Below are 26,638 nucleotides of genomic sequence, written 5' to 3'. Positions count from 1 at the left end.
CTAATCAACCAATACCCGTGGAACACGACTTGTTAGTAAATTCATAAAATTCCATGGCTCGAGTTTACAATAATGGGCAATTTCCCAAATATCAATACTATCAGTTGCAGTCTGCCCAATAAAGGTGACTTTTGTTCCGACTGGCATTTCTTTTGGTAAGCGTACCATCAATTGATCCATTGCGATTTCACCGACAATCGGACACCGTTCTTCACCAACTAACACTTCAAAACCTTGTAATTGAATGGGCAAACCATCACCGTAGCCGATTGGAATAGTTCCAATCCACTCATTAGTCGCTGAAATATAAGTATGCCCATAGCTAATACCTTCACCAGCCGGAATTTCTTTCACAAAGCTCAGTGCTGAATAAAGACCCCCAATTGGTTGTAAATTATGACCATCAGTAAGTATTTTCCCTGAAGGTTCCCAACCGTACAATAATGAACCAACACGAACATATTCGGTCGGTACTTCCGTATGATGATATAATGTAGCACCAGAATTAGCAACATGAACCATCGGCGGTAACTTAGGTAAATCATCAACGATTGCATGCCAACGGTTTAACTGCTTGTGAAAATAACTAGTTTCAGGAACATCAGCCGTCGCAAAGTGCGTCATTAAACCATACCACTCAAAGTTAGCACTATGAGTATTAATATATTCAATTGCCGCTAACAATTCCTCTTTTGTTCGTATCCCAATTCGATTCATACCAGTATCGATGGCCAGTGAAACCAATAATTTTTGGTTATGTGCTTCAAGTTGTGGTTGGGCTGCTTCTAACCATGCCAACGAAGGTACCGTCGTAATGATTTCAGCTTCTGCACATAAATACGCATAATTGGAATCAGTATGACCTAAAATTAGAATTGGAGCAGTAATTCCCAAAGAACGTAGATGTAATGCCTCTTCAGCAATTGCTACGGCTAATCCATCAACGCCGAGGGCTAAAGCGGTTGGTGCAACTACGTCAAGGCCATGACCATAAGCATTACTTTTAACAGCAAAAAATATTTTTTTGGCACCACTAACTTCACGAACATAAGTAATATTTTGAGCCAATGCGCGTCTTGAAATTTCCAAATGAGTTGCCCGGATATTTATTGCCATAATTAACCTTGTCCTTTTCTGCATTATTACAATTTTACTTAGGCATCGGCGTGTCAATGCTCGTATCTTAATTGCAATAGCATTAATTAGTTTATTTTAATTAATGATACATCAAATTTTAATCTACATCAATTTCAACTTCGTTATATCACCATTTAAGCTAATTGATGCTTTTAAGCACAAAAAAAGAGATGAACCTGAGTTCATCTCTTTTTCCAGACAACTAGGGAACCTAGCTTGTCTAAAGTACATCTTAGCGACGGGCTTCCTTAATACGGGCAGCCTTACCGTGCAATGCACGTAAGTAGTACAACTTAGCACGACGTACGCGACCGAAGCGAGTAACTTCAATCTTGTCTACACGTGGTGAGTGTAATGGGAAAGTACGTTCCACACCAACACCGTTAGAAATCTTACGAACAGTGTAAGTAGCTTGGATACCAGTACCCTTACGCTTGATAACAACACCTTCGAAAAGTTGGATACGTTCGCGAGTACCTTCAACGATACGAGCGTGAACGCGGACGTTATCACCGGCGCGGAATTCTGGAATATCTGTACGTAATTGGTCTTTAGTGATCAATTCTAGCAATTGGTTTTGCTTCATAATAAATTTCTCCTGTTTCGACATTGATTACCTCATATTCGGCAGCGCAACATCGTTAATTTATCGACTTAATAGCCAACGACTATCTTATCATAGCCTTGACTGATTGACAAGTGAAACTTCTTGACACTAGTTAATTGCTGCATGAACTAAATCTTGTTCAACCAAACATTCCCCAATTTGAATAGCGTTCCAAGCTGCCCCTTTTAGAAGGTTGTCAGCCACAACCCACGCATGAAAACCACCTGGTTGATCTAAATCAGCACGTATCCGCCCAACATAGGTTTCTTGTTGACCAACGGCATTTATCGGCATTGGATAAATTTGTTGGGCTGGATTATCTTGCAAGACAACCCCTGGCGCACTTGCCAATAATGCTTTTAATTCAGCCGGTGTGACATTAGTATCTTGTGTTTCAAAATATACTGATTCCCCATGGCCGATTGGCACCGGTACCCGGACACATGTCGCACTAACTGCTAACGCACTAGTTTCTGGATCACCTAACAAAATTTTCTTTGTTTCATGCGTCATTTTCCATTCTTCATATGTATAATCTTGGTCATCAAAGACATCAATTTGAGGAATTAAGTTAAATGCTAACGGATAATGTTTAGCGGCACTTTTGACTGGCAAAATATTAGCCACTGGCGTTTTGCCATTTAAAATCGCTTGACTTTGGTTATTCAATTCATCTAAAGCACTCTGACCGGCACCACCTGCCGCTTGATACGTTGAAACAATAACTCGTTTCAATCCATATTGCCGATAAATAGGGTTCAAAGCAACTACCATTTGAATTGTTGAACAATTTGGATTTGCAATAATTCCCTGATGCTTTGCTAAGTCATTAGAATTAACTTCTGGCACAACTAAAGGTACCGTTGGATCCATCCGAAAGGCACTTGAATTATCAACACACACTGCACCACGTTTAACTGCTTCTGGTAATAATTGACGTGAAATACTACCTCCTGCTGAAGCAAATACTAAATCAACGCCGTTAAAACTATCCGGAGTTGCTTCTTCAATGACTACCGCTTGATCCCGAAAAATCAAAGTTTTACCCGCTGACCGTTTCGAAGCCAAGAGCTTAATACTCTTAACTGGAATACTTGATTGCGCCAATTGAACAATCATTCGATTACCAACGGCACCAGTTGCTCCTAAAATTGCTACATTATATTCTCGCATATTGCTCTCCTTCACGCTTTTTCATCCCCTCTAAATAAATTCGAATCCGCTCAACAGCTGTATTTAACTTAGCCTCACTTGCAGCATATGATAAGCGGACATATCCTTGACCTCCCGGGCCAAAACTACTACCCGGAATTAAAGCAACTTTAGCTTCTTGAGCCAAAGTAACCGCAAATTTGAAGTCATCATCCCCAAAAGCAGCTGGAATTTTAATAAATAAGTAAAAGGCCCCATCTGGACTAGCCACTGTTAGCCCCATATCAGTAAAGGCATGCACTAACATTTCACGCCTAGTCTGATAGGCATCACGCATCACGGCGATTTCATCATCACACTCATTAAAGGCCACCGTAGCCGCTGCCATGGCACTATTAACATGTGTTGTTACTGCGTACTGGTGTAATTTAGTAATGTGTTTAACCAAGGCAGCCGGCGCAGCTAACAAACCAATTCGATAGCCAGTCATAGCATACGCTTTAGAAGCGCCACTGATTAAAATGGTTTGTTCAGGTAAGTATTGTGCCATTGATACATGTTGCTGCGTATAAGTAAGTTCACTATAAATTTCGTCTGACATCACAAAAACATCATACTGTTTAATGATATTTGCTAACGCTTCTAACTGGGTAGCCGTATATGTAACTCCCGTTGGATTTGAAGGATAGTTAAACACTAAGCACTTTGCAGTTGGGTGATCTGCCAATGTTGCTGCTAACCGTTCTGGGGTTAAGACAAAGCCATCAGGTTGTGTATTAACAAATACCGGTACCCCACCTAAACTAATTACATCAGACTCATATAATGGAAAAGTTGGTGTTGGAATAATTACCTCATCGCCAGGTTCCAAAATAGTCGCTAATGAAATTTGAATAGCTTCCGTCGCACCTAAGGTTACTAAAATTTCGGTCGCTGGCTCATAGTTCAAGTCATACTTACGGCTCAAAAAAGCTGCCATTGCTTCACGGAGGGCAATATTTCCAGGCGTCTTAGCATAATGGGATTCATTATTTTCAACTGAGGCAATTGCTGCTGCTTTTACTTTTTCTGGTGCATCAAAATCAGGTTCCCCTAACGTTAATTTAATAATGTCCTCAATCTCAGAAACTTGTTCATCAAATGCGCGAATTGAGCCTGGTTGTAATTGATCCATTACTGGATTGATTTTTTTTAATAAATCATTTGTAATAACTGGCATTTTATTTACCTCTTCATGTACTCAATATAAGTTTAATTAGTCGCTAAGAAAGCTTGCAGCCTTTCAATCGCCAAGGCTAATTGCGGCATCACATTCGTTAAACGCCACGGTTGCTGCGGCCATTGAGCTATTAATATGGGTGGTCACCGTATACTGGTGAAATTTAGTTATTTCATTAATTAAGGGTGCTGGAGCAGATACAAAGCCAACCCGGTAGCCGGTCATCGCATATGCTTTTGAGGCACCGCTTACTAAAATTGTTTGATTTGGTAAGTACTTTGCTAAGGAAACATGGTGATCTGCATACGTAAATTCACTATAAATTTCATCAGCCAAGACGAATATATCATGTTGTTGCATTACTGCTGCCAATTCAGCTAACTCTTTAGCGGTATAAGTAACTCCAGTTGGATTTGAAGGAAAATTAAAAATAATTGCTTTAGCATTGTGATGATATAACTCATCAGCCAACTGTTGTGGTGTTAACTTAAAGCCATTAACGGCTGTATTAACACAAATTGGTACCGCCCCTAAGCTTTTCAAAATTGATAGGTACATCGGATAACCTGGAGTTGGTACAATAACTTCGTCTCCGGGTTTTAAAATTGTCCGTAATGATGTTTCTAGCGCTTCCATCGCTCCTACGGTAACAATTATTTCGCTATCAGCACTATAATCAAGCTCATATTTACGCCGTAAAAAATCACTTATTGCTTGTCTAAGTGCCAACGATCCTCGAGTTTTACCATAATGTGACTCATTATTTTTAATTGAAGCAACTGCGGCAGCTTTAATTTTAGCGGGTGCATCAAAATCAGGTTCACCAATGGTTAATTTAATAATCCCAGGAACATCAGAAACTTGAGCATCAAAAGCACGAATTGCGGCGGGTTTTAACGTATCCATGATAGGATTAATTCGGTTCAAAAGAGTTGCTGAAATTTCGGGCATCGTAACGCCACCTCACTTATAGAATATTTTCTAAGCCAATAACTAATTGATCAAGGGTCGAAATTTTTTGTAATGCTAATTTAACCCCTGGCATGAATGATTCGCGATTAAATGAATCATGTCGAATTGTTAACATTTCACCGGTCCCACCAAATAAAATTTCTTGATGTGCGACCAAACCAGGTAAACGAACTGAATGAATTGGGACGTTGCCTTCGGGCTTAATTTTGCTAGCAGTATATTTAGCAGTCCCTGAAGGTGCATCAACTTTTTTAATGTTATGCATTTCAATTATTTCAACATCCGGTAAGTATTGCGCCGCTTGTTGCGCTAATTGAATCATCAAGACCGCTGCAACACTAAAATTAGGTACAATTAGCCCCCCTAGCTTGTGGGCTTGGGCTAAGGATTGTAATTCCGTAATCTGTTCAGGTGTCAAGCCAGTGGTACCAATTAACGGCCGCATACCTTTTTGCAGAGCAGCTTGGGCATTAGCAAAAACCGCACTTGGAACAGATAAATCAAGCCAAACATCAGCGAAGCGATTAGGAATTGCTGCCAATTCTGTAAATACTGGGACATTCAAATCAGTCGCTTTCCCACGGGGTGAATAACCACCAACAAGCTCAAAATCTGAACATTCAGTCACCATTTTAACAGCTTCGACCCCCATTTTGCCATTAAAACCAGAAATTATTAATCTTAACATTAGTTTTTCTCCAATTTTTCCAAAATTTCAGCTGTTTCAACATCATCCAAATCAACTAACGGTAAACGCACGCCCCCCGTTGCAAATCCAGCGGCAGTTAAAGCGGCTTTAACGGGAGTTGGTGATGGATAGCTAAATAAAGTAGCTACTTTAGGGTTCAAAAAACGTTGAATTCGACCGGCTTCAGCGACATCCCCCGCATCTAATGCTGTAAATAGCGCTTGAAATTCATCACCATATAAATGACTAGCGACCGAAACCACACCAACTGTACCTAAAGCTTTCGCTGCTAAGGCTTGCCCATCTTCACCAGTATAAACAGCAAAGTCAGCTGGTGCATTTTCAATAATCGCTGCTAATTCATCCAAGTCTGTACATTGCTTAAGTGCTGTAATTCGAGGGTGTTTAGCTAACGTTAAAATAGTATCAACGGTTGCTTTCACCGTTGAACGACCGGGGATGTTATAAACCATAAGTGGTAAATCAACATTATCAGCAATTGCTGTAAAATGGGCAATTAACCCCTTTTGATTAGGTTTATTGTAGTATGGCACTACTGCTAAAGCACCATCAATTCCTGGTATTTGAGCAACTTTTTGACCAAATTCAATCGTTGCGGCTGTGTTATTAGTTCCAATATTAGCAATAATTGGACCACGGCCAGCCACAATTTTCACGAATTCTCGATATAATTCGATTTTCTCTTGATCAGACATCGTTGCGCCTTCACCAGTCGTACCACCAATAACAAAACCATCACTTCCATGAGCTAATAAGTGATTCGTCAAAGTTTCGAGAGCTGGAAAATCAATTTTATTATCCGCTGTAAAGGGCGTAATAATTGCCGTAATAACCCGTGCTTCCTTTAATAACATGAACTAATCCTCTTCTTTCATTCGGCTTTCGATAAAGCCAATCATCGTTTTAACTGCCGTCATAATAGCATCTTCGTTTGCAACATACTTACTTGAATGTAATGACGCTGGTGAATCAACGCCTAACCAAAACATCATGCCAGGAATTTTAGATAATAAATACCCAAAGTCCTCACCTGTCATCGCTGGTTGGGTTTCAATATATTTAATTTCAGGATTATTCTCAACATACTTGATAAAGCGTTGCGTGATTTTAGATTCATTAACCACCGGAAAATATCCATCTTGATTCAAAGTTAGTTCAATCTGGCAACCAAAACTAGCTTCAATTCCCATGGTAATTGCTTCAACCCGCATCTTAATTAAATCAATTGTATCCTGTTGTAACGCCCGAATTGTCCCATGGGCTTGCGCACTACCCGCAATCACATTATTAGCGGTTCCCGCACTCACATTGCCAATTGTGACGACACCACCTTTAATTGGATCAACGTTGCGGGCCACAATCGTTTGTAATTGAACAAGCCATTGACTCAGTGCAACGACCATATCATTGGCTTGATGTGGAAAAGCGGCATGCCCACTAATACCTGTAAACTCGGCATGGATTTCTGTTGTACCAGCAAATAAGGTCCCATTTCGACAACCGATTGTACCCGCCGCTAAATCGGGATTAGTATGTAACGCATACAATTCATCAATGTGGTTAGGGCCACTCAAAATACCACTTTGATATAGACGCATCCCCCCAGCAAAATTTTCTTCAGCTGGTTGAAAAATAAAAATGATATTGTCAGTTGGTTGATGACTAGCAAAGTAGCTCAACAACCCCAAGGCAACCGTCATATGAATATCATGTCCACATGCATGCATCTTACCAGGATGAATTGACTTGAACGCTAAATCATTGTCTTCAGTAACAGCTAACGCATCAATATCAGTCCGATAGCCAAGTGTGCGTCGTGCATTCTTCCCCTGAACTTTCACAAGTACCGCCGTTGGTAAATCAGGAACGGTGATAACTTCTAAATATTGTTGGTCAAATTGAGCAATAATTGTTTTTAAAGTTTCACTCGTCTCATATTCTTGTAATGCCAATTCCGGTATTTGGTGTAAATAACGGCGAATTGTCAGTAATTGGGGCGCTGTTAGACACTCCTTTGTGACCTGCAAATCATCAATTAACATATCATCACAACTTTCGTAAACTATCTAATAAGGCCGTCTTCATTGATGTTTGATCATCGACTTTTTTAATTACTCGAGCGGGGACGCCACCAACGACGGTGTAAGGCTCAACATCTTCAATGACAACCGCACCAGCAGCCACAACGGCACCTTGCCCTATCCGGACACCTTCAATAACAACCGCATTTGCCCCAATCAACACATCATCTTCCACAATCACAGGCGTTGCAGAAGCGGGTTCTACTACTCCGGCCAAAACTGTCCCAGCACCAATATGGGCATGTTTACCGACGATTGCGCGACCACCTAGGACTGCGCCCATGTCAATCATCGTCCCTTCACCAATTTCCGCCCCAATATTAATTAAAGCCCCCATCATAATCACCGCATTATCGCCAATTGTAACTTGATCACGAATAATCGCTCCTGGTTCAATCCGCGCATGAATGCCTTTTAAGTCAAGTAAAGGGACCGCTGAATTACGGGCGTTATTTTCAACTCGCAATTGCGTGATAACATTGTTATTTTCTGCTAAAAATGGTTCAACAACAGCCCAATCACCAAATAACACACCGGTCGTACCAGTAACATACGCTTCAATTGTTGTAGGAAATTCAAGTTTGTCTAATTCACCATTAATGTACACCTTAACTGGTGTTTGCTTTTTAGCATTACTAATAAAATCGATAATTTCTTGAGCGTTTAATTCTGACATTTAATTTCTCCTTCTATATAAAGCACATTTTTTTATTTATTCGTAACTAACATCTAGTGCAACTAAATCTTGATATGATTCACGCCTAACTACCACCTTAGCAACGCCATTTTCAGCAAATACCACGGCTGGACGACCATTACGGTTATAATTTGAGGCCATTGAGTAGCCATAAGCACCAGTAGCAAGCATCGCAATAATATCGCCTTGACTAACATTCGGTAACGCTTGATGTTCAATTAAAATATCCCCTGATTCACAATACTTCCCTGCTAATCGGGCTGTTTGGGTTGTTGGTGCTTGAGGACTTTTTGCTAAGACGGCCTCGTATTCTGCTTGATATAAAGCTGGGCGAATATTATCACCCATCCCCCCATCAACCGTAATATATGGTTCAATCCCTGGGACATCTTTACGTGTACCCACTTGATATAGACTATAGCCGGCTGGCCCAACAATTGCTCGACCAGGTTCAATCCAGATTGCTGGCATCGTAAGGTTTGCCTCATTAACAGCCGCTTTAACGGCATTAATCACCGTTGTCAACATTGCCTGTGGCGCTTGTGGTTCATCAGCTTGAGTATAGCGAATTCCAAAACCACCACCGAGATTTAAGACTTGAGCTGCAAATTGATACTTTGTTTGCCACTCAGCTAATGTTTTAACTAAAATTTTGGCTTCCTCAACAAAACCCGTACTTTCAAAAATTTGGGAACCAATATGCGCATGAATACCACACACATTAAAATGTTCATCTGCTAATACTTCTTGTAGTGCTTGGTCCGCTTGGCCGCTAGCTAAGTCAAACCCAAACTTACTATCAGCTTGGCCAGTTTGAATATATTCATGTGTATGCGCCGAAATCCCTGGGGTAATCCGTAAAAGAATATTAGCCGTAGTAGCATGGGTTCGTAAAATTTCTTGGAGCATTTTTATTTCTGTAAAATTATCAACAACAATCATGCCAATTTCTTGATCAACAGCCATCGTTAATTCTTCGTAACTCTTATTATTGCCATGAAAACTAATATTAGCCATTGGAAAATTAGCTTGCATCGCAGTAAATAATTCACCACCGGAAACAACGTCAATATGGGCATGTTCTTGTTTGACAACTTGATACATCGCAATAGTTGCAAAAGCCTTTGATGCGTAACTAATCACATAATCAACGTTGGCTGCTTCAAAGGTTGCATGTAATTCCTGAAATGTTTGCCGAATTTTGCTGACATCATAGACAACGAGTGGTGTTTGAAATTCTTGTGCTAAATCTAATGCATCACAACCGCCAATTGTTAAGTGGCCGGCCGGGTTAACTGTATATTCTGCTTGCATCTTTTATTCCTCTTTCTCTAATCAACTAAATATCGGGGCAACCGATCACTTAATTGGTTGGCAAATTCCCATGGTTGTAAGTGGCAATGAGCACACACGTCCCAAATGTCAATTGTTTGTGTTCCGTTAGTTCCCAAGATGGTTACTGGCGTACCTACGGGCATTGCATGTGGTAAGCGAACCATCATTTGATCCATGGCAATTTGGCCAATAATTTCACACCATTCGTTACCAACCAAGATTTTATAACCACGCATTGCACGCGTAAGGCCATCCCCATATCCCATTGGAATCGTGCCAATCCACTCGTCACCTGTCGTATGATACAAATGACCGTAGCTAACACCCTCTCCAGCCGGGATTTGTTTAACAAAACTCAAGGCAGATTTAATTGTCATCGCCGGAATTAAATCCGTTCCAGGGTTTAATTCTTTACCAGATGGTTCCCAACCATACACAACGGTCCCAACCCGAATAAAATCAGTTGGCACTTCATCAGCATGATACATAGCAGCCCCTGAATTAGCGACATGGACCATTGGTGGGAGGGAAGGCAACCCATCAATTACTGCATGCCACCGGTCTAGTTGCATTTCAAAATAATCTGTTTCAGCAGTATCAGAGGTTGCAAAATGCGTCATAATCCCTTCCCACGTAAATAAATTAGCATGGTTTTGCATCAAGGCAACCGCTGCTTGAACTTCAGCTGTTGTCCGCATCCCAATACGATTCATCCCTGTATCAACGGCTAGTGACACTAATAGTGGTTGATTACCAGTTAAAAATCCTTGAGCTTCTTCTAGCCAAGCAACTGAAGGTACGGTTGTAATAATTTTAAACTGTGCCAAAAACTCCGCATATTGTGGCTCAGTATAACCCAAAATTAAAATCGGCATATCTAATTTGGCTTGTCGAATTGCTAATGCTTCATCTACAACGGCAACTGCCAAACCATAAACGCCGGCTTGCTTAGCTGCTCGAGCCATTTCAAGTAGACCATGCCCATATCCATTCGCTTTAATTGCTAAAAACATGTGCTTAGCATGACTAGTTTCCATCGTTACTTGGATATTTTGATTAATTGCATGCTGTGAAATTTCAATTCGACTTGCACGCATTTGTGCGACTACCATAGGTTGAACCCTCTTTATTTTTAGATTTAATTCAACGCTCTTCGGTGATTTTATGTACAAAAAAAGCAAACAAAAATGTTTGCACTTAAGCACATTTTTGTTTGCTGTATCGTTAATACCACAAAAAAATCATGTTGTCGAAAGCGCCCCGTAGCCGACATTCTTGCTACGACAGTCCGATATCTCTTAAACACCGGCCCAAGTCCACTATCCTACTTAAATAGTCTTCCTTCGGCAACCGCCCCTTTCGAACAAGTTCATCGTATAGTAGTACTCACTTGCTGTAATCTTGTTGGTTGCAACCTCTTTGAATTATTAAATTACAATAATCATATCAAATATTTACAAAAGGTCAACCTTTATTATTAAAAAACTCTAAATTTAGGCTTGCTTTAATTTGAAACATTCACACACTTCTAATTTTAGACTTGCTTTTTTTAATCAATCAAGGTTAAAATCGCAAACAAGATTAAAATTCAGGGAGTAAAGACATGAAAGTTGTTAAATTTGGTGGTAGTTCGTTAGCTAATGGACCCCAATTAGAAAAAGTTATTAATATTATGCAAGCAGATTCTGCACGGCAAATCTTGGTGGTTTCTGCACCTGGAAAACGTTCTGCTGAAGATATTAAAGTCACTGATTTATTAATACAATATGCTGGCGATCCAAGCAGTGAAATTTTACAAAAAAAAATCTATGATCGCTATTGGGAAATTGCAGAATATTTTGGCTTACCAGTCGAAAAATTTGCCCAAATCAAAGCCCAAATTACCAAACTTGCGCAGACCAATTTTGTTAACGCAGCCGATCAATTAGCGGCCTTTAAAGCACACGGTGAAAAATTAAATGCCATGTTAATTGCCTTAATTTTTAATCACTTAGGACTTCCTGCTATTTATGCTGATCCAAAAGCGTTAGGTATTTTAGTAACTGGGACCGCCGATAGTGCACAAGTTAGTGAATTCACATATCAAAATATTAAACGCTTCCCATTTGATGAAGAGTACCTAATTGTACCTGGTTTTTACGGTTATACGGCCGATGATCAAATTGCAACTTTCGCTCGTGGTGGCTCTGACATTACTGGTTCTATCATGGCCCGCGGTCTAAATGCCGAATTATATGAAAACTTTACTGATGTTAGTGCTATCTATGCAGCTAATCCCAATATCGTTGCTCACCCCCGGGCAATCTCACAAATGAGTTATAAGGAAATGCGAGAATTAGCCTATGCTGGTTTCCAAGTTTTTAATGATGAAGCGCTTATTCCCGCAATTCAAGGTAAGATTACCATTAACGTTAAAAATACTAATGATCCTAGTGCACCAGGAACATTAATTGTTCCTGACACCGAACTTACGACATCACATAAAATCACCGGTGTAGCTAATTCAAATCGCTTTGCGGCAATTTATTTACACCGTTATCTTTTAAACAAAGAAGTTGGTTTTACCCTAAAAATTTTACAAATTTTGTTAAAATACAACATTAGTTACGAACATATGCCCTCAGGGATTGATGATTTAACTATTATTTTAGATAAAAGCCAAATTGATTCCCAAATCATCCAATTAGCAATGGCCGAGATTCAACAAGCGGTTAAGCCTGATATTTTAGAATGGTATGAAGATTATGCTATTATCATGGTTGTTGGTGAAGGAATGCGTAATCATGTTGGTGTCTTAACTGACATTCTCAATGCCCTTTCAACCCGTAATATCGGTGTGAAAATGATTAATCAAGGGGCTTCACGTATCGCGGTCATGTTAGGCGTCGCTCAGGCTGATGCTGCTAATGCCGTTGCTGCCATCTATACAGATTTTACAAACTAATTAAGATAGATTAACTAAAAAATTCGGATGAAAAACAACAAATTTCATCCGAATTTTTTAATATGCGTCATTCAAACCTCGTTATCATTAAAAATGTGGCTCGTACGGTTCATAGGGTCGTGACTTGGACAAGAGATGTCGATGTAGCCACGATAATACCCAATAATCTAATCCTAACCGGCTAGCGCTACTACCAATCACTAGTATAAGCATTTCAGCAATGATAAATAGCGGATTACTCGAAATTGTACCGGCAAATATAAAAACAAAATTCATTATTAACCCACCGAAAGCTGCTATTAGCGTAAATAAGCCAATAATTAACCCTAATCCAACCAAAATTTCCGCCCATGGTACTATGCATGAATATAGTTTTGTTTGGGTCCCATTAGCCGTAGTAATTTTTAAGAAGGTGGTAAACCATGGAAATTGCTCACCATGTAAACCCTGCACTGGATTTTTAATGGCCATATTGATAAACTTGTGCGCTGAAAAGCCGTGCATTATTTTATCAATTCCACTGATTAACCATAAATATCCTAACCACACTCTTAGAACAGTTGCTCCATACATTATCGCTTGGTTCGTTCGTAAAAATTGCATTATCATCACGTACCCCTTTACTAGTCTGTGTGAGCATAAAACTTTATTTAGTAGCTTGGCAAAGGAATATTACAGCGCTATTGTTTATAACTTAAGATTAGTTCACAAACATACTACTTGTTGGCCAAAAAAAGCCATTGAAAAAATTTTTTCAATGGCTTTTTGTATTAAATTCTACGATATGCACTTAATCTAACTTATTAGTAGCTTCCTCAGTTTTAACTTCGGCAAGTAACTTAACTTGTTGCTCTGATAGTTCCATCTTTTCTAATAAATCTGGACGGCGTAAATATGTGCGCCGTAATGATTCTTTCATCCGCCATTCGGCAATTTTAGCATGGTTACCACTAGTCAAAACTTCTGGTACTTGGCGACCACGGAAATCAGCTGGTCGGGTGTATTGTGGGTATTCCAATAATCCGGTTGAAAATGAATCGCCAATGGCTGATTCGCGGTTCCCCAAAACTTCTGGAATCAAACGCACCGTCGCATCAACAATCACCATTGCCCCCAGTTCACCACCAGTCAAGACGTAATCACCTAATGAGATTTCATCAGTTACGAGTTCGCGAATTCGTTCGTCATACCCTTCATAGTGACCAGCAATAAACGTCAAATGTTCTTCCTTACTCAAATCCTCAGCTACCGCTTGATTAAACGGAATACCGGCAGGATCAAGTAAAATTACACGACCATAATCACCGGCTTTAGCCTTAATGTCATCCATCGCATCAAAGATTGGTTGCGGAGTTAACAGCATTCCCGCCCCGCCACCAAAGGGCGTATCGTCAACGTTATTATGTTTATTATTGGTGAAGTCACGGAAGTCTGTAACTGAAAATTCAAGCAAGCCCCGATTAACTGCTTTTCCAATAATTGATTCCGTCATCGGCTTGAACATATCCGGGAAAATACTTAAAACATCAATACGCATTAATCATCCAACCCTTCTAATAAATCGATTGTAATCAATTGATTTTCAACGTCGACATTTTTAATGACATCGTCAATCATTGGCAATAATAAATCATCTTTGCCTGGACGTGTAACAACCCACACATCATTAGCACCTGTTTCAAAAATTTCTTTAACTTTACCAATTTCAAGATTGTCTTCGGTAATAACTTTCGCACCAATAATGTCTTTGTAGTAGTATTCGCCATCTTCAAGCGTTTCTAAATCAGCATCTGCGACTAATAAGTCCATACCTTTGTACTTTTCAATATCATTGATGTTTTGTTTATCAACAAATGACACTAAAATAAATTGCTTGTGGTTACGAACGGTGGCGATCGTTACCGGCGTCTTTTCATTGTTATCAATAAATAACTGGTTACCCTTTTGAAAACGTTCTTCTGGGAAATCCGTGATTGCAATTACACGTACTTCACCACGAATTCCGTGGGTGTTGACCATTGTTCCAACTTTGTAGAATTCCATATCTCGATCCTCTTCTTAATTACTTTTTTAGTGCTTCTATTTCGATATACACTTTTTTACCAGCACTCAAATGAGCTGAAAATATTAATTCGCGAATGGCATGAATAGTTGTCCCACCATAGCCAATTAACTTACCCAAATCAGTGGCATCGACAGAAACAACACAGCTAACGGTCGTAGTCGATTCAGTTAATGTAATGGTCATTACATCAGGTTTTGAAATTAACGGTTTAATAATCGTACTTACTAAATTTCTTAGTGCTTCTTCGTTCATTTTATATTTTACCAAAAATGCTCAAAATGAGCTCCTTGTTTATTAATTCAAATTGGACAAGCCTTTATTTAGGCCTATTTCATAAGTTACTATTGTAACATATTTTCACTTGGGACTGCATTTTTCATAGTAAAACTTCTAATATTATGCTTATCCAACCTGTCATAAATTAACAATAGTGTTAGTTTTGCTGACATAAAGTATATAAATTTTTTAACATATTCATTATGCTATTTAGTAACTTAAATACTTGCTTTTTTACAGATGGGAGAAAAACATTATGAATACGAGTGATGTCGTTTGGATTTTAGTCTCAGCTGCCCTGGTTTGGTTAATGACCCCTGGGCTCGCGTTATTTTATGGTGGCCTTGCTAATCGGAATTTTGCAAGTAATACCGTTTTTCTTTCTATTATTGTGTTAGGAATTGTCCCACTAGTCTGGGTTATTTTAGGCTATAGCTTAGCTTTTTCGGGCCAAGGTTTAATTATTGGAAACTTGCACCATTTTCTCCTAAACAACCTTGCATATAATCATTCCACGTTAAACTTACATATTCCCGATGCTGCTTTCATGCTATTTCAAGGGATGTTTGCCATCATTACCGTCGCTATTATCACCGGATCAGTTGTCGGACGGATGAACTTAAAAGCAATCTTGCTATTTATCCCATTATGGCTCATTTTAGTCTACGTCCCGCTTGCACACATGGTTTGGGGTGGTGGTATCCTCCAAAAAATGGGCGCCCTTGATTTTGCTGGTGGAGATGTTGTCCATATTTCTTCGGGGGTTTCTGGATTAACCTTAGCCATTTTAGTTGGTCGCCGCCAACATTTCAGCACCGAAAGTAGTACCCCTGATAACATTTCACATGTGCTTATTGGGGCCGCCTTACTTTGGTTTGGTTGGTTTGGTTTTAACAGCGGTTCTGCACTAGCAATTAATGAAACGGCCATCTTAGCATTTATTAATACTAATATTGCAGCTGCTGCAGCCCTAACAACGTGGTTTGTCATTGATTTTGTTAAAACGGGTAAAGCACGCATTTCTGCCGCCCTATCTGGGGGGTTAGTTGGGTTAGTCGTTATTACACCGGCAGCAGGCTTTGTTACCCCAACAAGTGCAATTTTAATGGGTATCATTGCTGTCCCTATTGTCTATTTCTTAGTAGATTACTTAAAAACTAAATTTCAATATGATGATACCTTGGATGCATTTGGCTTTCATGGCATCGGTGGGATTGTTGGTGGCTTACTTACAGCCATATTTGCACAAAAGGATTTTCATGGTTTAGTTGCAACAGGTTCATTCAAACAACTAGGTATCCAAATTTTGGCAATTATCTTAACTGTAATTTTGGCAGCTGGCATAACATGGCTAATTGGTAAACTAATTAGCCTGATTATTCCATTACGTATTCCAGCTAGTGTTGAACAAAATGGTATTGACCACGAACTACATGGAGAATACATTAGTATTATTAGTTCACCGCAATTTAGTCAACATGTCCGGGCCAAACAAAATTCATAATTAATATTATCAATCCTGTTACAGGAAAATATTTAATCAACAAAAAGGACCAAAAGTTAACCATCTTTGGTCCTTTTTTGGTCACTATTTTAAAAAATTAATTTTAGGTACCTGTACTAAATCATTTACGTCGAGCTGCAATGAACGACTTTTCGCCATGTAATAATTTCACAATCTCACTTGTTGCTTGACTACGCTTCATCGGTTCAAAGCCGCGCATTAGCATCTTGATCCCGGGAATTAAAGTTAAAATGCCCATTCCTAATGCCATGACAACACTATATGGTCGTGATCGATCATACATGACTGTTGGATAAACAATTTTGACTTGCTCTGCCGGTAATTTTGTCGTTAACTGCTCAACTTGGCGTTTGGCATGCATGTATGGTGCCATAAAAAATGGGCTGCGATTAGCTGAAATGAACATAAATTTAGGCCGGCTTTCGATCGGTAAAATCGTTAAAAAATCAATGATAACTTGGGCTGGACGAAAAATCCCGTTGCGATAGGTAACGTGATGCTTCCAGTTAGGCAGTAAAATCCCAATGCAATCAATAACCCAATCGGCCGCTTGAACACTTTGATGCCAATTTGCATCGCGTAATAAATCACTTTTAACCCAAGCTACTGTTTTAGGTTGACTATCTGGTTTATCGTGGCGTGAAATAATGGTTATTTCATTTGCCGGATCCTTTAATAGTTGCGTTACAAGTCCTGTTCCTAAAAAACCTGAGCCACCGAAAATAACCACTTTCATACCAAACCCTCCGAATATAATTTTGTAACTCCATTATACCTGTTGTTATCAACAATTGGGGGGCTTTAACTTTGATTGCCTGGTAAATTAAACTTCCGTCATCTGAGTATCCAACTTCCAACGATAACCAACACCAATATCGGTCCCAATATATTGCTCGTCTTGATATGTGCCGAGTTTTCGCCGTAAATTCGCCGTGGTTACCCTTAAAGTTTCATTTTGGGTTGGTAATGTTTGGGCACCCCAAACATTTTTAATTAATGTGGCATAATCCATTACGACTTGCGGGTTTTGTAATAAGCTGCTTAATAAGGCATATTCATTTTTGGTCAAATGTAATTCTTGATTATCCTTATAAACGACCTGTTGTTCTAAATTGATTACTAGCGCACCACTTTGGTATGAGCCTCGGCCATACCCTGTCACATTGTACGTCCGCTTCATAATGGCCATTACGCGAGCTACCAATTCAGCTTCTTCAAAAGGTTTGGTGATATAATCATCGGCCCCGTTGCTAAATAACGTTAATTTATCATTAATCTCTGTTCGTGCAGTCAAGACAAGCACCGGAACGGCGGTTGTCTTGCGTAATTGCACTAATAATTCGGCCCCATCAATATCTGGTAACCCTAAGTCTAAAATGATTAAATCGACCTTCGCTGCTTGTAACAAATTTTGCGCTTGGGCACCATTAAAGGCTTGTAAAACTTCAAAATTAGCCGTATGCAAAGTTAACTTGAGAATATCTTGAATTGATTGATCGTCTTCAATGACTAACATCGTTTTTTTAAGCATCACTTGGCTCCTTGATGGGTAATGTAATAATCACTTGCGGTCCTGCTTGCCAATTACTAAACGTCAATTGACCATGATGTAAGTGAATGATGGTTTGACATAAGAATAATCCAATTCCTAAGCCCCGTTTTTTATCTAATTTTTGACTATTCAATTCTGATTGAATCCTCCCTAGCTGCTGCATCTGTTGTTCTGAAAAGTGTGCGCCGTAGTTTTGGATTACGATATCAACCGTGGTTAGATGTGGCCGTACCAAAACATTAACGACCTGACTGTCATCCCCATGTTTTTGGGCATTATCAAACAGATTTATTAGCACTTGTTGAAATAAATTATTATCAATGTCTAACCAAATTAACTGATCAGGAACTTTGAATTGCATTTTAAAACCCGGATTAATCCACTTAAATTTTTCTTCAGCTGCAAAAATGACGTCTTCTAAGACCTCTGGCGTGCGCTTTAAGTTAACCTTTCCCTGGCTAATTTTAGTAATTGTCAAAATATTTTCAATCATTTGAACCAACCAATTAGATTCTTTATTGATATTTTTAAGTAATAATTGATCATCAGCGGTTAAATTATCCCTAGTTAATAAATGATCAGTGCTCGCAATAATACTCGTTATCGGCGTGCGCAAATCGTGTGAAATTGACCGTAATAAATCACTTTTTAATTGATTATTGGCATTATCAAGCGCAATTCGGTGTTTCTCTTGCTCTAAATAATAATTATCTAGCGCTAAGGCTAATGGAAACAAAAATATGCCTAATTCTAACCGTTCCCGATAATTAAATTCACGGCCATTAACAACTAAAACGGCTAAGGGACGTTGCTTAAAACTGATGGGTAAGTAAAATAATTTACGGCCACTTAAGGTTTCCGTGCCGTTCCCAGCGGCCTGATTATGGTGCCAAACCCACTGAATTATTTCATGGTTATTCGCGTCTAATACAAATTCTTGCGTTTGTGAGTGGTGACTGACAACGGATTGATTACGGCTATAATAAATTTGCACGTGATGGCCAAAATATTCACTTAAAACATCGGCCAATTTTTGACTCATCGCTTGGGGTTCATTTAAACCAATTAATGTCGTACTCAAGTCAGATAGAATTGCACTACGCTTGGCTTCCTTAACGGAATATTTCATTTGCGCCGTTAATTTTGACGTTAAACCACTAATAATATTAGTCGTCACAATCATGATCACAAAGACAATCCCATAGTAACTTTGGGCAATTTTTAATGAAAACACCGGTTGCACAAATAAATAATCAAATAACGCGACACTAACTAAACTGCTAATAATTCCAGCTACATACCCCTTCGTAAAGCGTGATATTAGTACCACCGCACTAAAATAAACCATGATTTTAATCGAATTTTCGGCTACTAAACTATGCAACATCAAATTAACCACGGTGGCTAACATTAAAAAAGTTCCCGCAACTACAAAATCAGTCATCTGAATTTGTTTTAATTTGTTACGAATTGGTAACCAACGGGCCTGCCAAGTAGTTGGTTGCGTAATTCCCGGGATAATCTGAATATCCACAAATGGAATCGCATTCATAATTTTACCTTCAATATTTTGTTGAAAGATGCCCTGCCAATTACGTTGCGTATGCTTACCAATCACTAAATTAGAAATTTTAATTTCTTGCATGTATTGAATTAAAGCATCACTAACCGATGCGCCAGTTAGCATGGCGACTTCCCCACCCAATTCTTGAACCACTTTTAAATTGGCTTTTAAAGTATCCGTGGGTAAATAATGCTCATGGGTATTAACATAGACCGCCGTCCATGGTGCATCAAAAGCCTGGGCTTGCCGATAGGCCCAATGGATGGCATTAATTGCATTCGGTGATTCGCTGATAGCCACTAAAAAGTGCCGTGTTTGCTGGCCATTTTTTGAATTATGCTGACTAACTTGGCGCGTAACTTGTTGTAAGGCAATTTCACGTAATTGCGTTAAATGCGCCAGTTTAAAGAAATTTTGCGCCGCTAATTGAGCTTGCAATTTACGATATATTTTCCCGGCTTCTAAGCGATTTAAAAGAACCCGTGGTTCAATATCGATTAATTCTAAATTATCCGCTTGGGTAATAAAACTATCCGGCACCGTTTCTTTAACATCAACATTCGTAATTAACTTAATTAATTCATGTAAACTTTCCAGATGTTGGACGTTTAAGGCCGTATAAACCGAAATTCCTGAAGATAAAATTTCTTCAATATCTTGATATCGTTTTCGATTCCATGAACTACTATTGGTATGCGCCAATTCATCAATGATAACCACATCTGGTTGGCGCACAATAATGTTTTTAACTGATAACTCAGTAATAACCGTTTCCCGATACTGATGATCAGTACCAGTCACAACTTCAAAACCGGCAACTAATGCTTGGGTTTCAACCCGTTGATGGGTTTCGATATACCCAATAACAACATCAACACCCGCCTCTAATAAGGCATGACCTTCTTCGAGCATCCGATAGGTTTTACCAACTCCCGCAGCATATCCTAAGAAAATTTTCAATCGACCGCGTTTAGTTGCCGAAGCATTAATTTCATCTAGCCATGTGCGGGCATCTTTAACCATTTTCAACCTCTATTCTTACTTAACACTTGCTTGTAATGCCAAATTAGCTGTAACAATATTAACAGCCGGTGTACCTAATAAATTACTTAAACGACTGGTGGTCGCATCCTTAATGATTGTTTGGACTTGCGCCGTACTTAAATTATTAGCATGGGCAATCCGTGTAATTTGGTACTTAGCTGCCGCAACACTAATATACGGATCACTCCCACTGGCTGAACCAGTTACTAAGTCAACCGGAATTGGTTGCTTATTAGTTGGATCAAGGGCACGTAATTGGGCCACTCGTTTGGCAACCGCAGCTTTTTCAGTCCGACTGTTGGGAGCTAAATTACTGGCAACATTCACCCGACCAACAAATAATTTAGGGTTAACAGTATCCGTTGCGATTAATTTCGAACCAGTAACATGGTTATTTTGATAAATCAAACTACCATTGGCTGATTGATGAAATACCGTTTGCGCAACCACCGTTGTAATCCCAGTATATACTAAGGTTCCAATAATTAGGCAGCCGATAAGAATAGCTGCTTGCTTAAATAAAACTTTCACTTTTAATTACCTCATTTTACTCCAAGTAAAGTTAATCCGATATCAAAAATTTTAATTACGATAAATGGTAAGACTAAGCCCCCGAGTCCGTAAATCAATAAATTTTGTCGGAGTAATTGGTTAGCATTCATTTCCTTATACTTAACGCCCCGTAATGCGATGGGAATCAATGCAATAATAATTAACGCATTGTAAATCAACGCTGAGAGAATCGCCGTTTTGGGACTAGTTAAATGCATAAAATTCAAACTGCTTAAGCGTGGATATACGCTGACAAACAAGGCTGGTAAAATTGCGAAATATTTAGCCACATCATTAGCCACACTAAACGTCGTTAACGCACCACGGGTCATTAAAAGTTGTTTTCCAACGCCAACAATTTTAATTAATTTAGTTGGACTTGAATCAAGATCAATCATATTCCCGGCTTCTTTGGCCGCAACGGTTCCGGTATTCATAGCCACGGCAACATCGGCTTGGGCTAATGCCGGCGCATCATTAGTACCATCCCCAGTCATAGCAACTAAGTGCCCATTTTCTTGGTATTCTTTAATCACTTGTAATTTCGATTCAGGAACGGCTTCCGCAATATAATCATCAACGCCGGCCTCAGCGGCAATTGCTGCAGCCGTTAACGGATTATCACCCGTAATCATGACGGATTTAATCCCCATTTTACGAAGGGCTTCAAATTGTTCTTGCACACCTTCTTTGATGATATCTTTAAGATGAATAACACCTAATACTTCGCCATCGGCAACCACAACTAATGGCGTACCACCATCTTTAGCAATTTGTTCGGCAATCATACCCGTATCAGTTGGCCAAGCGTGGTGACTACTTTCCACAAACGCTTTAACTGAATCCGTCGCCCCTTTACGGTAGGTATGATCATCAAGGTCTAACCCACTCATCCGGGTTTTGGCCGTAAATGGTACAAATTCAGCGTTAGTTGTGTCATAGTCAGCGGCCGTTAACTTAAATTGTTCGGCGACTAATTCAACGACACTGCGACCTTCCGGGGTACTATCAGCAATTGAAGATAACAAAGCACCCATTGCTAATTGTTGGGCATCAACCCCATTAACCGGATATAAAGCCACTGCCCGCCGATTTCCTAAAGTAATCGTACCGGTCTTATCAAGTAATAAAACATCGACATCCCCAGCGGCTTCAATCGCCCGACCACTCTTAGCCATAACGTTTTCTTTGTTTAGCCGGCTCATCCCTGATATCCCAATGGCTGAAAGTAATGCACCAATGGTTGTTGGGGCTAAACAAACTAGCAAGGCCGTTAAATTAGTTACTGAAACCGTTTGATTAGCGGCGTAATTTGCAAAATTACTAAACGGATACAGAGTTGCGACAACAATTAAAAAAATAATCGTTAACGTTACTAATAAAATTTGGAGCGCTAATTCATTCGGGGTCTTTTTCCGTTGCGCCCCTTCAATCATATTAATCATTTGATCCAGAAAGCTTTCACCGGCTTTAGCAGTAATGCGAATCACCAAAACATCTGACAAAACCATTGTTCCACCGGTAACGGCACTCCGGTCACCACCAGCTTCCCGCACAACGGGTGAAGATTCACCAGTAATAGCACTTTCATCAACTGCTGCAGTACCTTGAATGACTTCCCCATCCATTGGAATTTGTTGACCAGCAGTCACTAAGACAACATCCCCCGGCACTAATTGACTTGAAATGATTTCTTCTGTGGCTTGGGTTGCTTCATTTGTAAGCCGATATGCCACAACATCTTGTTTTGATTTTTTTAAACTATCCGCTTGGGCCCGACCGCGACCTTCAGCGATGGTATCGGCGTAATTGGCAAATAGCACAGTTAACCACAAAATTATCGCAATACTAAATGTGTACGCTCCATTACCAGGATTAACCCCCATAAAGCCCGCCACAAATAATAAACTAATTAAAATGGCCCCAATATAGACCACAAACATCACCGGATTTTTCACTTGAACCCGTGGTGAAAGTTTTTTGATTGCTAAAACAACATTTTCCATGTTACTACTCCTAAATATCGCTCATTAGCCTAAAAAATCGGCAATTGGGCCAAGTACTAGTGCGGGCACAAAGTTTAACGCCCCGATTAATAAGATAATAAAAATTAACAAAACACCGAATAAAACGGTATCTGTTCGTAATGTTCCGGCGCCCTTGGCAACCAATTTCTTCGTAGCCAAACTTCCACCCATTAAAATCATTGCAATTAATGGCACAAAGCGGGTTACTGCCATCGCTAAACCACCAACTAAGTTAACCCCAATTTGGTTAGCGTTAAAGCCAGCAAAAGCTGATCCATTATTATTAGCCATTGATGCAAAGGCATATAGAATTTCAGTAAACCCATGCGCACCGTGATTAGTTAAGTTAGCTTGAATATGCGGTAAGTTGACCCCGATAGCCGTCCCAATTAATGACAGAATTGGGGGAAATAAAATGGCTAATGAGACCATTTTCATTTCATATGGTTCAATTTTCTTACCTAAATATTCTGGTGTGCGACCAACCATTAAACCACTAATAAAGACCGTTAAGAGGACAAAGGCCAACATCCCATACAAACCAGAACCAATCCCACCAAAGATAATTTCACCTAATTGAATTAATAATAAGGGAATCAAACCACCTAAAGCGGTAAAACTATCCAAATTAGCATTAACTGAGCCACTTGATACCGCCGTTGAAAGTGCCGTCCAAAGACTTGAATTACCGATGCCATTGATGACATTCTTGCCTTCTAAGACGCTGGTTCCAGTAACGCCCGCAAATTTAATGCCCGTGTGTAATTCAGCTAAAGTTGTCCCGATAATCGCTAAACTTAAAAATATTAACATCACGGTAAAAATTAATCGAGCTTGGCGTTTTTCAGTAAACCGACCAAACGTCACAACTAATGCGGCTGGTACTAACAAAATGGCCACCATTTCAAAGAAATTACTGAGTGCATTGGGGTTACTAAACGCAATCGCTCCGTTAGCCCCAAAGAAGCCTCCACCATTACTACCAAGTAATGAAATGGCATATTGGCTAGCCGCTGGTCCAAGGGGAATTAGCGTCCGACCGGCTTCAATATTAGCGTGTAAGGTTTGGAACCCACCGCAAGCAATAATTATAATTGCAAGCACAAAAGCCAGTGGCATTAATACGTATAAAATGAACCGGATAATATCTTGCCAAAAATTTCCCACCGTTGTCGCATGAGTGTGTTTAAAGCCACGCATAATCACTAATAAAGACGCCACACCCACTGCTGGTGATAAGAAATTTTGGGTGGTCAAGGCAATTATTTGCGTTAAATATGACATCGTGGTTTCACCACTATAGGCTTGCCAATTAGTATTAGTGACAAAACTAACGGCGGTATTAAATGCCAAATCCCACTTAACGTTCCCAACATGATTCGGGTTTAAAGGTAACCATTTTTGTAGTAATTGTAAGCCAAATACAACGATAAAACTTAAGCTACTAATACTAAGTACCGCACCGCCATACGTTTTAGCCGACATGGCAGTTGGTTGGTTATCGTGGTATCCTAACCCTCGATAAATTAAACATTCAAGTGGTTGTACCACAGGTGTTAACCAGGTCCGCTCACCATTTAAAACCCGATAAATATAGCTTCCAATTGGCATTGCTAATAAACAAATAAATGCAATAATTACGACATCGCGAACCCAAATCATGCTCGATCACCCCGCATTAAAATATAAAATAAATAAGCAACTAGCCCAACAATACACCCACAGCCAAGCCATAAAAAAATTACCATTGCTTTTGTTCCTCCAAAAATTGATATACATCATCCTAACAAGTGTGATGTTAAATTGGTGTAAAAAAACAAGCTCAGGTTACTAGTTGATTCTTAAAAAATTTAATAAAATATTTAACATTGCAGATAACATATGCTAGAATGTACAATACATCAGTAATTTAAAGGGGTATTATACATGCGTCGAAAGTGGATTCTTACCATCCTGACAATCATCGATCTTACTGCTCTCATTTTAGTGATTAGTCCATTTGTCGACATGTGCAAAAATGGCTTGCAATCAGATAGTGCTTTAAAAGCCGGCTTAATTATCGTTATTACAGGATTAATTAATCTTTCATATATCCGTAATTACACCCGCTAAACCTCAAATTTTCAAATATATTAAGCGGCTGGAAGAAGTTTTCTTTCAGCCGTTTTATTTCCTTTAATATTTTGTATTTAGCTTTACTTTTATTACTTTTTAAAGCTGTTGATACCCCTAATTCTCAATTGGTATATACAAATATATAGACATTCAAAAATTACTAAGTATACTTAAAAAATAGAGCAATAACTTTAACAGCGAGGAATTATTTAATGTTTAAGCATTTAGAAACGTTTTTTGTAGTCTTTGAAGGTCGGAGCTTCACCAAAGCAGCTGAAAAATTATTTATATCACAGCCGACAGTCTCTGTACATATTCGTCAACTTGAAGCTGAACTACATATGAAACTCTTCGAACGTAACGGCCGATCTGAAATCGTACCAACTCCGAATGGTGAAAAATTATATCAGAAGTTACTTTTACTACAAATTGAGTGGCGGAAGGCTATTTTTGAAATTACTCAGGATCAACAAGCCAAAAGTGTCCTTAGTATCATTACAACTGAATTAGCTAGTAGCACTTTCTTACCTGATATTATCGCTCTAATCAAGCAAACCGTACCAACATTAGCTTATCAAATCACGATTGCTGCAAGTGATGATATTAGTAGCAAATTAGATAATCAGCAGTTTGATTTATTTCTTTCAGAAAAAATGATTAATCATGCTAATTTTGAGTGTCTACCTGCTTTTAATGATGAATTAGTTTTAGTTGGTGATGCTAATGCTACTGAATGGATTGTTCCTAATTTAAGTCATCCCGATTATCCTTTTTTCCAATTATATTTCCGGGAAAATGATTTATTTATCGACGACTCTATCAATGTTAATGATGATTTTACCCGTTTAAGTCTGGTTGCCCATCATGTTGGTAAAACCATCCTTTCAAAGGCCTTAACCACTAGTTCAATGACTACTAATAAGTTAGATAATAATTATTCACGACCAATTTATTTAGCCTATCCTAAACAAGCTTCTGATCAAATAATTGCAACGGCAATTAATGCGATTGCTGATAAATATCAACATAACGCAAATAATTAATGAAAAAGGTCTATGCAGACCT

At 39.2% G+C, this 26,638-nt stretch carries 25 protein-coding genes and 1 riboswitch; of the genes, 4 read left to right on the top strand and 21 right to left on the bottom strand.

The genetic code is table 11. The annotated features are described in order from the left end of the window. The 11 genes from alr (LQZ75_RS03725) to alr (LQZ75_RS03675) all read right to left on the bottom strand — a co-directional run bounded on the left by alr (LQZ75_RS03725) (nucleotide 1) and on the right by alr (LQZ75_RS03675) (nucleotide 11,021). A complete protein-coding gene (gene alr / locus LQZ75_RS03725; RefSeq protein ID WP_230096510.1) occupies nucleotides 1–1,116 on the bottom strand; it encodes an alanine racemase in 1,116 nt (371 codons plus the stop codon). Between the two features lie 253 nt (nucleotides 1,117–1,369). Next, nucleotides 1,370–1,723: a 50S ribosomal protein L19 gene (gene rplS, locus LQZ75_RS03720; protein ID WP_168722536.1), complete on the bottom strand. Its 354-nt coding sequence runs from the start codon at nucleotides 1,721–1,723 to the stop codon at nucleotides 1,370–1,372. Between the two features lie 129 nt (nucleotides 1,724–1,852). Next, nucleotides 1,853–2,917: an aspartate-semialdehyde dehydrogenase gene (locus LQZ75_RS03715; protein ID WP_230096509.1), complete on the bottom strand. Its 1,065-nt coding sequence runs from the start codon at nucleotides 2,915–2,917 to the stop codon at nucleotides 1,853–1,855. After that, a complete protein-coding gene (locus LQZ75_RS03710) occupies nucleotides 2,904–4,115 on the bottom strand; it encodes an aminotransferase class I/II-fold pyridoxal phosphate-dependent enzyme (protein WP_230096508.1) in 1,212 nt (403 codons plus the stop codon). Before LQZ75_RS03710 ends, LQZ75_RS03715 begins: the two co-directional genes overlap by 14 nt. A gap of 63 nt (nucleotides 4,116–4,178) precedes the next feature. Then, nucleotides 4,179–5,066, bottom strand: coding sequence for an aminotransferase class I/II-fold pyridoxal phosphate-dependent enzyme (locus tag LQZ75_RS03705; RefSeq protein WP_230096507.1), 888 nt, complete (start codon nucleotides 5,064–5,066; stop codon nucleotides 4,179–4,181). Between the two features lie 16 nt (nucleotides 5,067–5,082). Continuing rightward, entirely contained in the window at nucleotides 5,083–5,775 is a 693-nt protein-coding gene (locus LQZ75_RS03700; RefSeq protein WP_230096506.1) for a 4-hydroxy-tetrahydrodipicolinate reductase, read from the bottom strand. Next, on the bottom strand, nucleotides 5,775–6,650 hold the full coding sequence (gene dapA, locus LQZ75_RS03695; RefSeq protein WP_230096505.1) for a 4-hydroxy-tetrahydrodipicolinate synthase: 876 nt from the start codon (nucleotides 6,648–6,650) through the stop codon (nucleotides 5,775–5,777). The genes LQZ75_RS03700 and dapA overlap by 1 nt, the downstream gene beginning before the upstream one ends. Before the next feature lie 3 nt (nucleotides 6,651–6,653). Continuing rightward, nucleotides 6,654–7,838: an N-acetyldiaminopimelate deacetylase gene (locus LQZ75_RS03690; RefSeq protein WP_230096504.1), complete on the bottom strand. Its 1,185-nt coding sequence runs from the start codon at nucleotides 7,836–7,838 to the stop codon at nucleotides 6,654–6,656. A 4-nt stretch (nucleotides 7,839–7,842) separates the two neighbouring features. Then, nucleotides 7,843–8,553: a 2,3,4,5-tetrahydropyridine-2,6-dicarboxylate N-acetyltransferase gene (dapD, locus tag LQZ75_RS03685; protein ID WP_230096503.1), complete on the bottom strand. Its 711-nt coding sequence runs from the start codon at nucleotides 8,551–8,553 to the stop codon at nucleotides 7,843–7,845. Between the two features lie 36 nt (nucleotides 8,554–8,589). Then, nucleotides 8,590–9,888, bottom strand: coding sequence for a diaminopimelate decarboxylase (gene lysA, locus LQZ75_RS03680; protein WP_230096502.1), 1,299 nt, complete (start codon nucleotides 9,886–9,888; stop codon nucleotides 8,590–8,592). Nucleotides 9,889–9,905: 17 nt separating this feature from the next. Further along, nucleotides 9,906–11,021, bottom strand: a complete 1,116-nt coding sequence (gene alr, locus LQZ75_RS03675) for an alanine racemase (RefSeq protein WP_230096501.1) — start codon at nucleotides 11,019–11,021, stop codon at nucleotides 9,906–9,908. A gap of 133 nt (nucleotides 11,022–11,154) precedes the next feature. Next, a riboswitch (Lysine riboswitch) is annotated at nucleotides 11,155–11,337 on the bottom strand. A gap of 175 nt (nucleotides 11,338–11,512) precedes the next feature. Here alr (LQZ75_RS03675) and LQZ75_RS03670 point away from each other — a divergent pair. After that, complete coding sequence (locus LQZ75_RS03670; RefSeq protein WP_230096500.1) at nucleotides 11,513–12,853, top strand: aspartate kinase; 1,341 nt, start codon at nucleotides 11,513–11,515, stop codon at nucleotides 12,851–12,853. An 87-nt stretch (nucleotides 12,854–12,940) separates the two neighbouring features. Here the strand turns inward: LQZ75_RS03670 and LQZ75_RS03665 are convergent, their stop codons facing one another. The 4 genes from LQZ75_RS03665 to LQZ75_RS03650 all read right to left on the bottom strand — a co-directional run bounded on the left by LQZ75_RS03665 (nucleotide 12,941) and on the right by LQZ75_RS03650 (nucleotide 15,170). Beyond that, nucleotides 12,941–13,456 carry a DoxX family protein gene (locus LQZ75_RS03665; protein WP_230096499.1) on the bottom strand — a complete coding sequence of 172 codons (516 nt, stop codon included), beginning with the start codon at nucleotides 13,454–13,456 and terminating at the stop codon, nucleotides 12,941–12,943. Between the two features lie 187 nt (nucleotides 13,457–13,643). Continuing rightward, a complete protein-coding gene (gene trmD / locus LQZ75_RS03660; RefSeq protein ID WP_230096498.1) occupies nucleotides 13,644–14,390 on the bottom strand; it encodes a tRNA (guanosine(37)-N1)-methyltransferase TrmD in 747 nt (248 codons plus the stop codon). Then, nucleotides 14,390–14,896: a ribosome maturation factor RimM gene (gene rimM / locus LQZ75_RS03655; protein WP_230096497.1), complete on the bottom strand. Its 507-nt coding sequence runs from the start codon at nucleotides 14,894–14,896 to the stop codon at nucleotides 14,390–14,392. Before rimM ends, trmD begins: the two co-directional genes overlap by 1 nt. A 19-nt stretch (nucleotides 14,897–14,915) precedes the next feature. Next, entirely contained in the window at nucleotides 14,916–15,170 is a 255-nt protein-coding gene (locus tag LQZ75_RS03650) for a KH domain-containing protein (RefSeq protein WP_230096496.1), read from the bottom strand. A gap of 280 nt (nucleotides 15,171–15,450) precedes the next feature. On the opposite strand from LQZ75_RS03650, the gene LQZ75_RS03645 reads away from it, so the two are divergent. Continuing rightward, nucleotides 15,451–16,698 carry an ammonium transporter gene (locus tag LQZ75_RS03645; RefSeq protein WP_230096495.1) on the top strand — a complete coding sequence of 416 codons (1,248 nt, stop codon included), beginning with the start codon at nucleotides 15,451–15,453 and terminating at the stop codon, nucleotides 16,696–16,698. Nucleotides 16,699–16,819: 121 nt separating this feature from the next. On the opposite strand, the gene LQZ75_RS03640 is transcribed toward LQZ75_RS03645, so the two are convergent. From LQZ75_RS03640 to kdpA, 6 genes are all read right to left on the bottom strand, one after another. After that, nucleotides 16,820–17,455, bottom strand: coding sequence for an NAD-dependent epimerase/dehydratase family protein (locus LQZ75_RS03640; RefSeq protein WP_230096494.1), 636 nt, complete (start codon nucleotides 17,453–17,455; stop codon nucleotides 16,820–16,822). 87 nt (nucleotides 17,456–17,542) lie between these two features. After that, a complete protein-coding gene (locus LQZ75_RS03635) occupies nucleotides 17,543–18,250 on the bottom strand; it encodes a response regulator transcription factor (protein WP_230096493.1) in 708 nt (235 codons plus the stop codon). Then, complete coding sequence (locus tag LQZ75_RS03630; protein ID WP_230096492.1) at nucleotides 18,243–20,858, bottom strand: DUF4118 domain-containing protein; 2,616 nt, start codon at nucleotides 20,856–20,858, stop codon at nucleotides 18,243–18,245. The genes LQZ75_RS03635 and LQZ75_RS03630 overlap by 8 nt, the downstream gene beginning before the upstream one ends. A 15-nt stretch (nucleotides 20,859–20,873) precedes the next feature. Further along, nucleotides 20,874–21,410 carry a potassium-transporting ATPase subunit C gene (locus LQZ75_RS03625; protein WP_230096491.1) on the bottom strand — a complete coding sequence of 179 codons (537 nt, stop codon included), beginning with the start codon at nucleotides 21,408–21,410 and terminating at the stop codon, nucleotides 20,874–20,876. Nucleotides 21,411–21,421: 11 nt separating this feature from the next. Continuing rightward, complete coding sequence (kdpB, locus tag LQZ75_RS03620; RefSeq protein ID WP_230096490.1) at nucleotides 21,422–23,437, bottom strand: potassium-transporting ATPase subunit KdpB; 2,016 nt, start codon at nucleotides 23,435–23,437, stop codon at nucleotides 21,422–21,424. Nucleotides 23,438–23,461: 24 nt separating this feature from the next. After that, nucleotides 23,462–25,120 (bottom strand): potassium-transporting ATPase subunit KdpA, encoded by a 1,659-nt coding sequence (kdpA, locus tag LQZ75_RS03615; RefSeq protein WP_230096489.1) that lies wholly within the window; start codon nucleotides 25,118–25,120, stop codon nucleotides 23,462–23,464. A gap of 264 nt (nucleotides 25,121–25,384) precedes the next feature. Here kdpA and LQZ75_RS03610 point away from each other — a divergent pair, with 264 nt between their 5' ends. Next, a complete protein-coding gene (locus LQZ75_RS03610; protein ID WP_230096488.1) occupies nucleotides 25,385–25,570 on the top strand; it encodes a hypothetical protein in 186 nt (61 codons plus the stop codon). 215 nt (nucleotides 25,571–25,785) lie between these two features. Next, nucleotides 25,786–26,616 (top strand): LysR family transcriptional regulator, encoded by an 831-nt coding sequence (locus LQZ75_RS03605; RefSeq protein ID WP_230096487.1) that lies wholly within the window; start codon nucleotides 25,786–25,788, stop codon nucleotides 26,614–26,616. Nucleotides 26,617–26,638: the final 22 nt, after the last annotated feature.

It is taken from the genome of Periweissella fabaria (assembly GCF_918814575.1).
GTDB lineage: Bacteria > Bacillota > Bacilli > Lactobacillales > Lactobacillaceae > Periweissella > Periweissella fabaria.
This window is presented reverse-complemented; position numbering and strand designations above follow the sequence as displayed.

Bases quoted from the DNA above. Each gene is read 5' to 3' on its own strand.
- alr (WP_230096510.1), bottom strand. From the start codon at position 1,116: ATGGCAATAAATATCCGGGCAACTCATTTGGAAATTTCAAGACGCGCA.
- rplS (WP_168722536.1), bottom strand. From the start codon at position 1,723: ATGAAGCAAAACCAATTGCTAGAATTGATCACTAAAGACCAATTACGT.
- LQZ75_RS03715 (WP_230096509.1), bottom strand. From the start codon at position 2,917: ATGCGAGAATATAATGTAGCAATTTTAGGAGCAACTGGTGCCGTTGGT.
- LQZ75_RS03710 (WP_230096508.1), bottom strand. From the start codon at position 4,115: ATGCCAGTTATTACAAATGATTTATTAAAAAAAATCAATCCAGTAATG.
- LQZ75_RS03705 (WP_230096507.1), bottom strand. From the start codon at position 5,066: ATGCCCGAAATTTCAGCAACTCTTTTGAACCGAATTAATCCTATCATG.
- LQZ75_RS03700 (WP_230096506.1), bottom strand. From the start codon at position 5,775: ATGTTAAGATTAATAATTTCTGGTTTTAATGGCAAAATGGGGGTCGAA.
- dapA (WP_230096505.1), bottom strand. From the start codon at position 6,650: ATGTTATTAAAGGAAGCACGGGTTATTACGGCAATTATTACGCCCTTT.
- LQZ75_RS03690 (WP_230096504.1), bottom strand. From the start codon at position 7,838: ATGTTAATTGATGATTTGCAGGTCACAAAGGAGTGTCTAACAGCGCCC.
- dapD (WP_230096503.1), bottom strand. From the start codon at position 8,553: ATGTCAGAATTAAACGCTCAAGAAATTATCGATTTTATTAGTAATGCT.
- lysA (WP_230096502.1), bottom strand. From the start codon at position 9,888: ATGCAAGCAGAATATACAGTTAACCCGGCCGGCCACTTAACAATTGGC.
- alr (WP_230096501.1), bottom strand. From the start codon at position 11,021: ATGGTAGTCGCACAAATGCGTGCAAGTCGAATTGAAATTTCACAGCAT.
- LQZ75_RS03670 (WP_230096500.1), top strand. From the start codon at position 11,513: ATGAAAGTTGTTAAATTTGGTGGTAGTTCGTTAGCTAATGGACCCCAA.
- LQZ75_RS03665 (WP_230096499.1), bottom strand. From the start codon at position 13,456: ATGCAATTTTTACGAACGAACCAAGCGATAATGTATGGAGCAACTGTT.
- trmD (WP_230096498.1), bottom strand. From the start codon at position 14,390: ATGCGTATTGATGTTTTAAGTATTTTCCCGGATATGTTCAAGCCGATG.
- rimM (WP_230096497.1), bottom strand. From the start codon at position 14,896: ATGGAATTCTACAAAGTTGGAACAATGGTCAACACCCACGGAATTCGT.
- LQZ75_RS03650 (WP_230096496.1), bottom strand. From the start codon at position 15,170: ATGAACGAAGAAGCACTAAGAAATTTAGTAAGTACGATTATTAAACCG.
- LQZ75_RS03645 (WP_230096495.1), top strand. From the start codon at position 15,451: ATGAATACGAGTGATGTCGTTTGGATTTTAGTCTCAGCTGCCCTGGTT.
- LQZ75_RS03640 (WP_230096494.1), bottom strand. From the start codon at position 17,455: ATGAAAGTGGTTATTTTCGGTGGCTCAGGTTTTTTAGGAACAGGACTT.
- LQZ75_RS03635 (WP_230096493.1), bottom strand. From the start codon at position 18,250: ATGCTTAAAAAAACGATGTTAGTCATTGAAGACGATCAATCAATTCAA.
- LQZ75_RS03630 (WP_230096492.1), bottom strand. From the start codon at position 20,858: ATGGTTAAAGATGCCCGCACATGGCTAGATGAAATTAATGCTTCGGCA.
- kdpB (WP_230096490.1), bottom strand. From the start codon at position 23,437: ATGGAAAATGTTGTTTTAGCAATCAAAAAACTTTCACCACGGGTTCAA.
- kdpA (WP_230096489.1), bottom strand. From the start codon at position 25,120: ATGATTTGGGTTCGCGATGTCGTAATTATTGCATTTATTTGTTTATTA.
- LQZ75_RS03610 (WP_230096488.1), top strand. From the start codon at position 25,385: ATGCGTCGAAAGTGGATTCTTACCATCCTGACAATCATCGATCTTACT.
- LQZ75_RS03605 (WP_230096487.1), top strand. From the start codon at position 25,786: ATGTTTAAGCATTTAGAAACGTTTTTTGTAGTCTTTGAAGGTCGGAGC.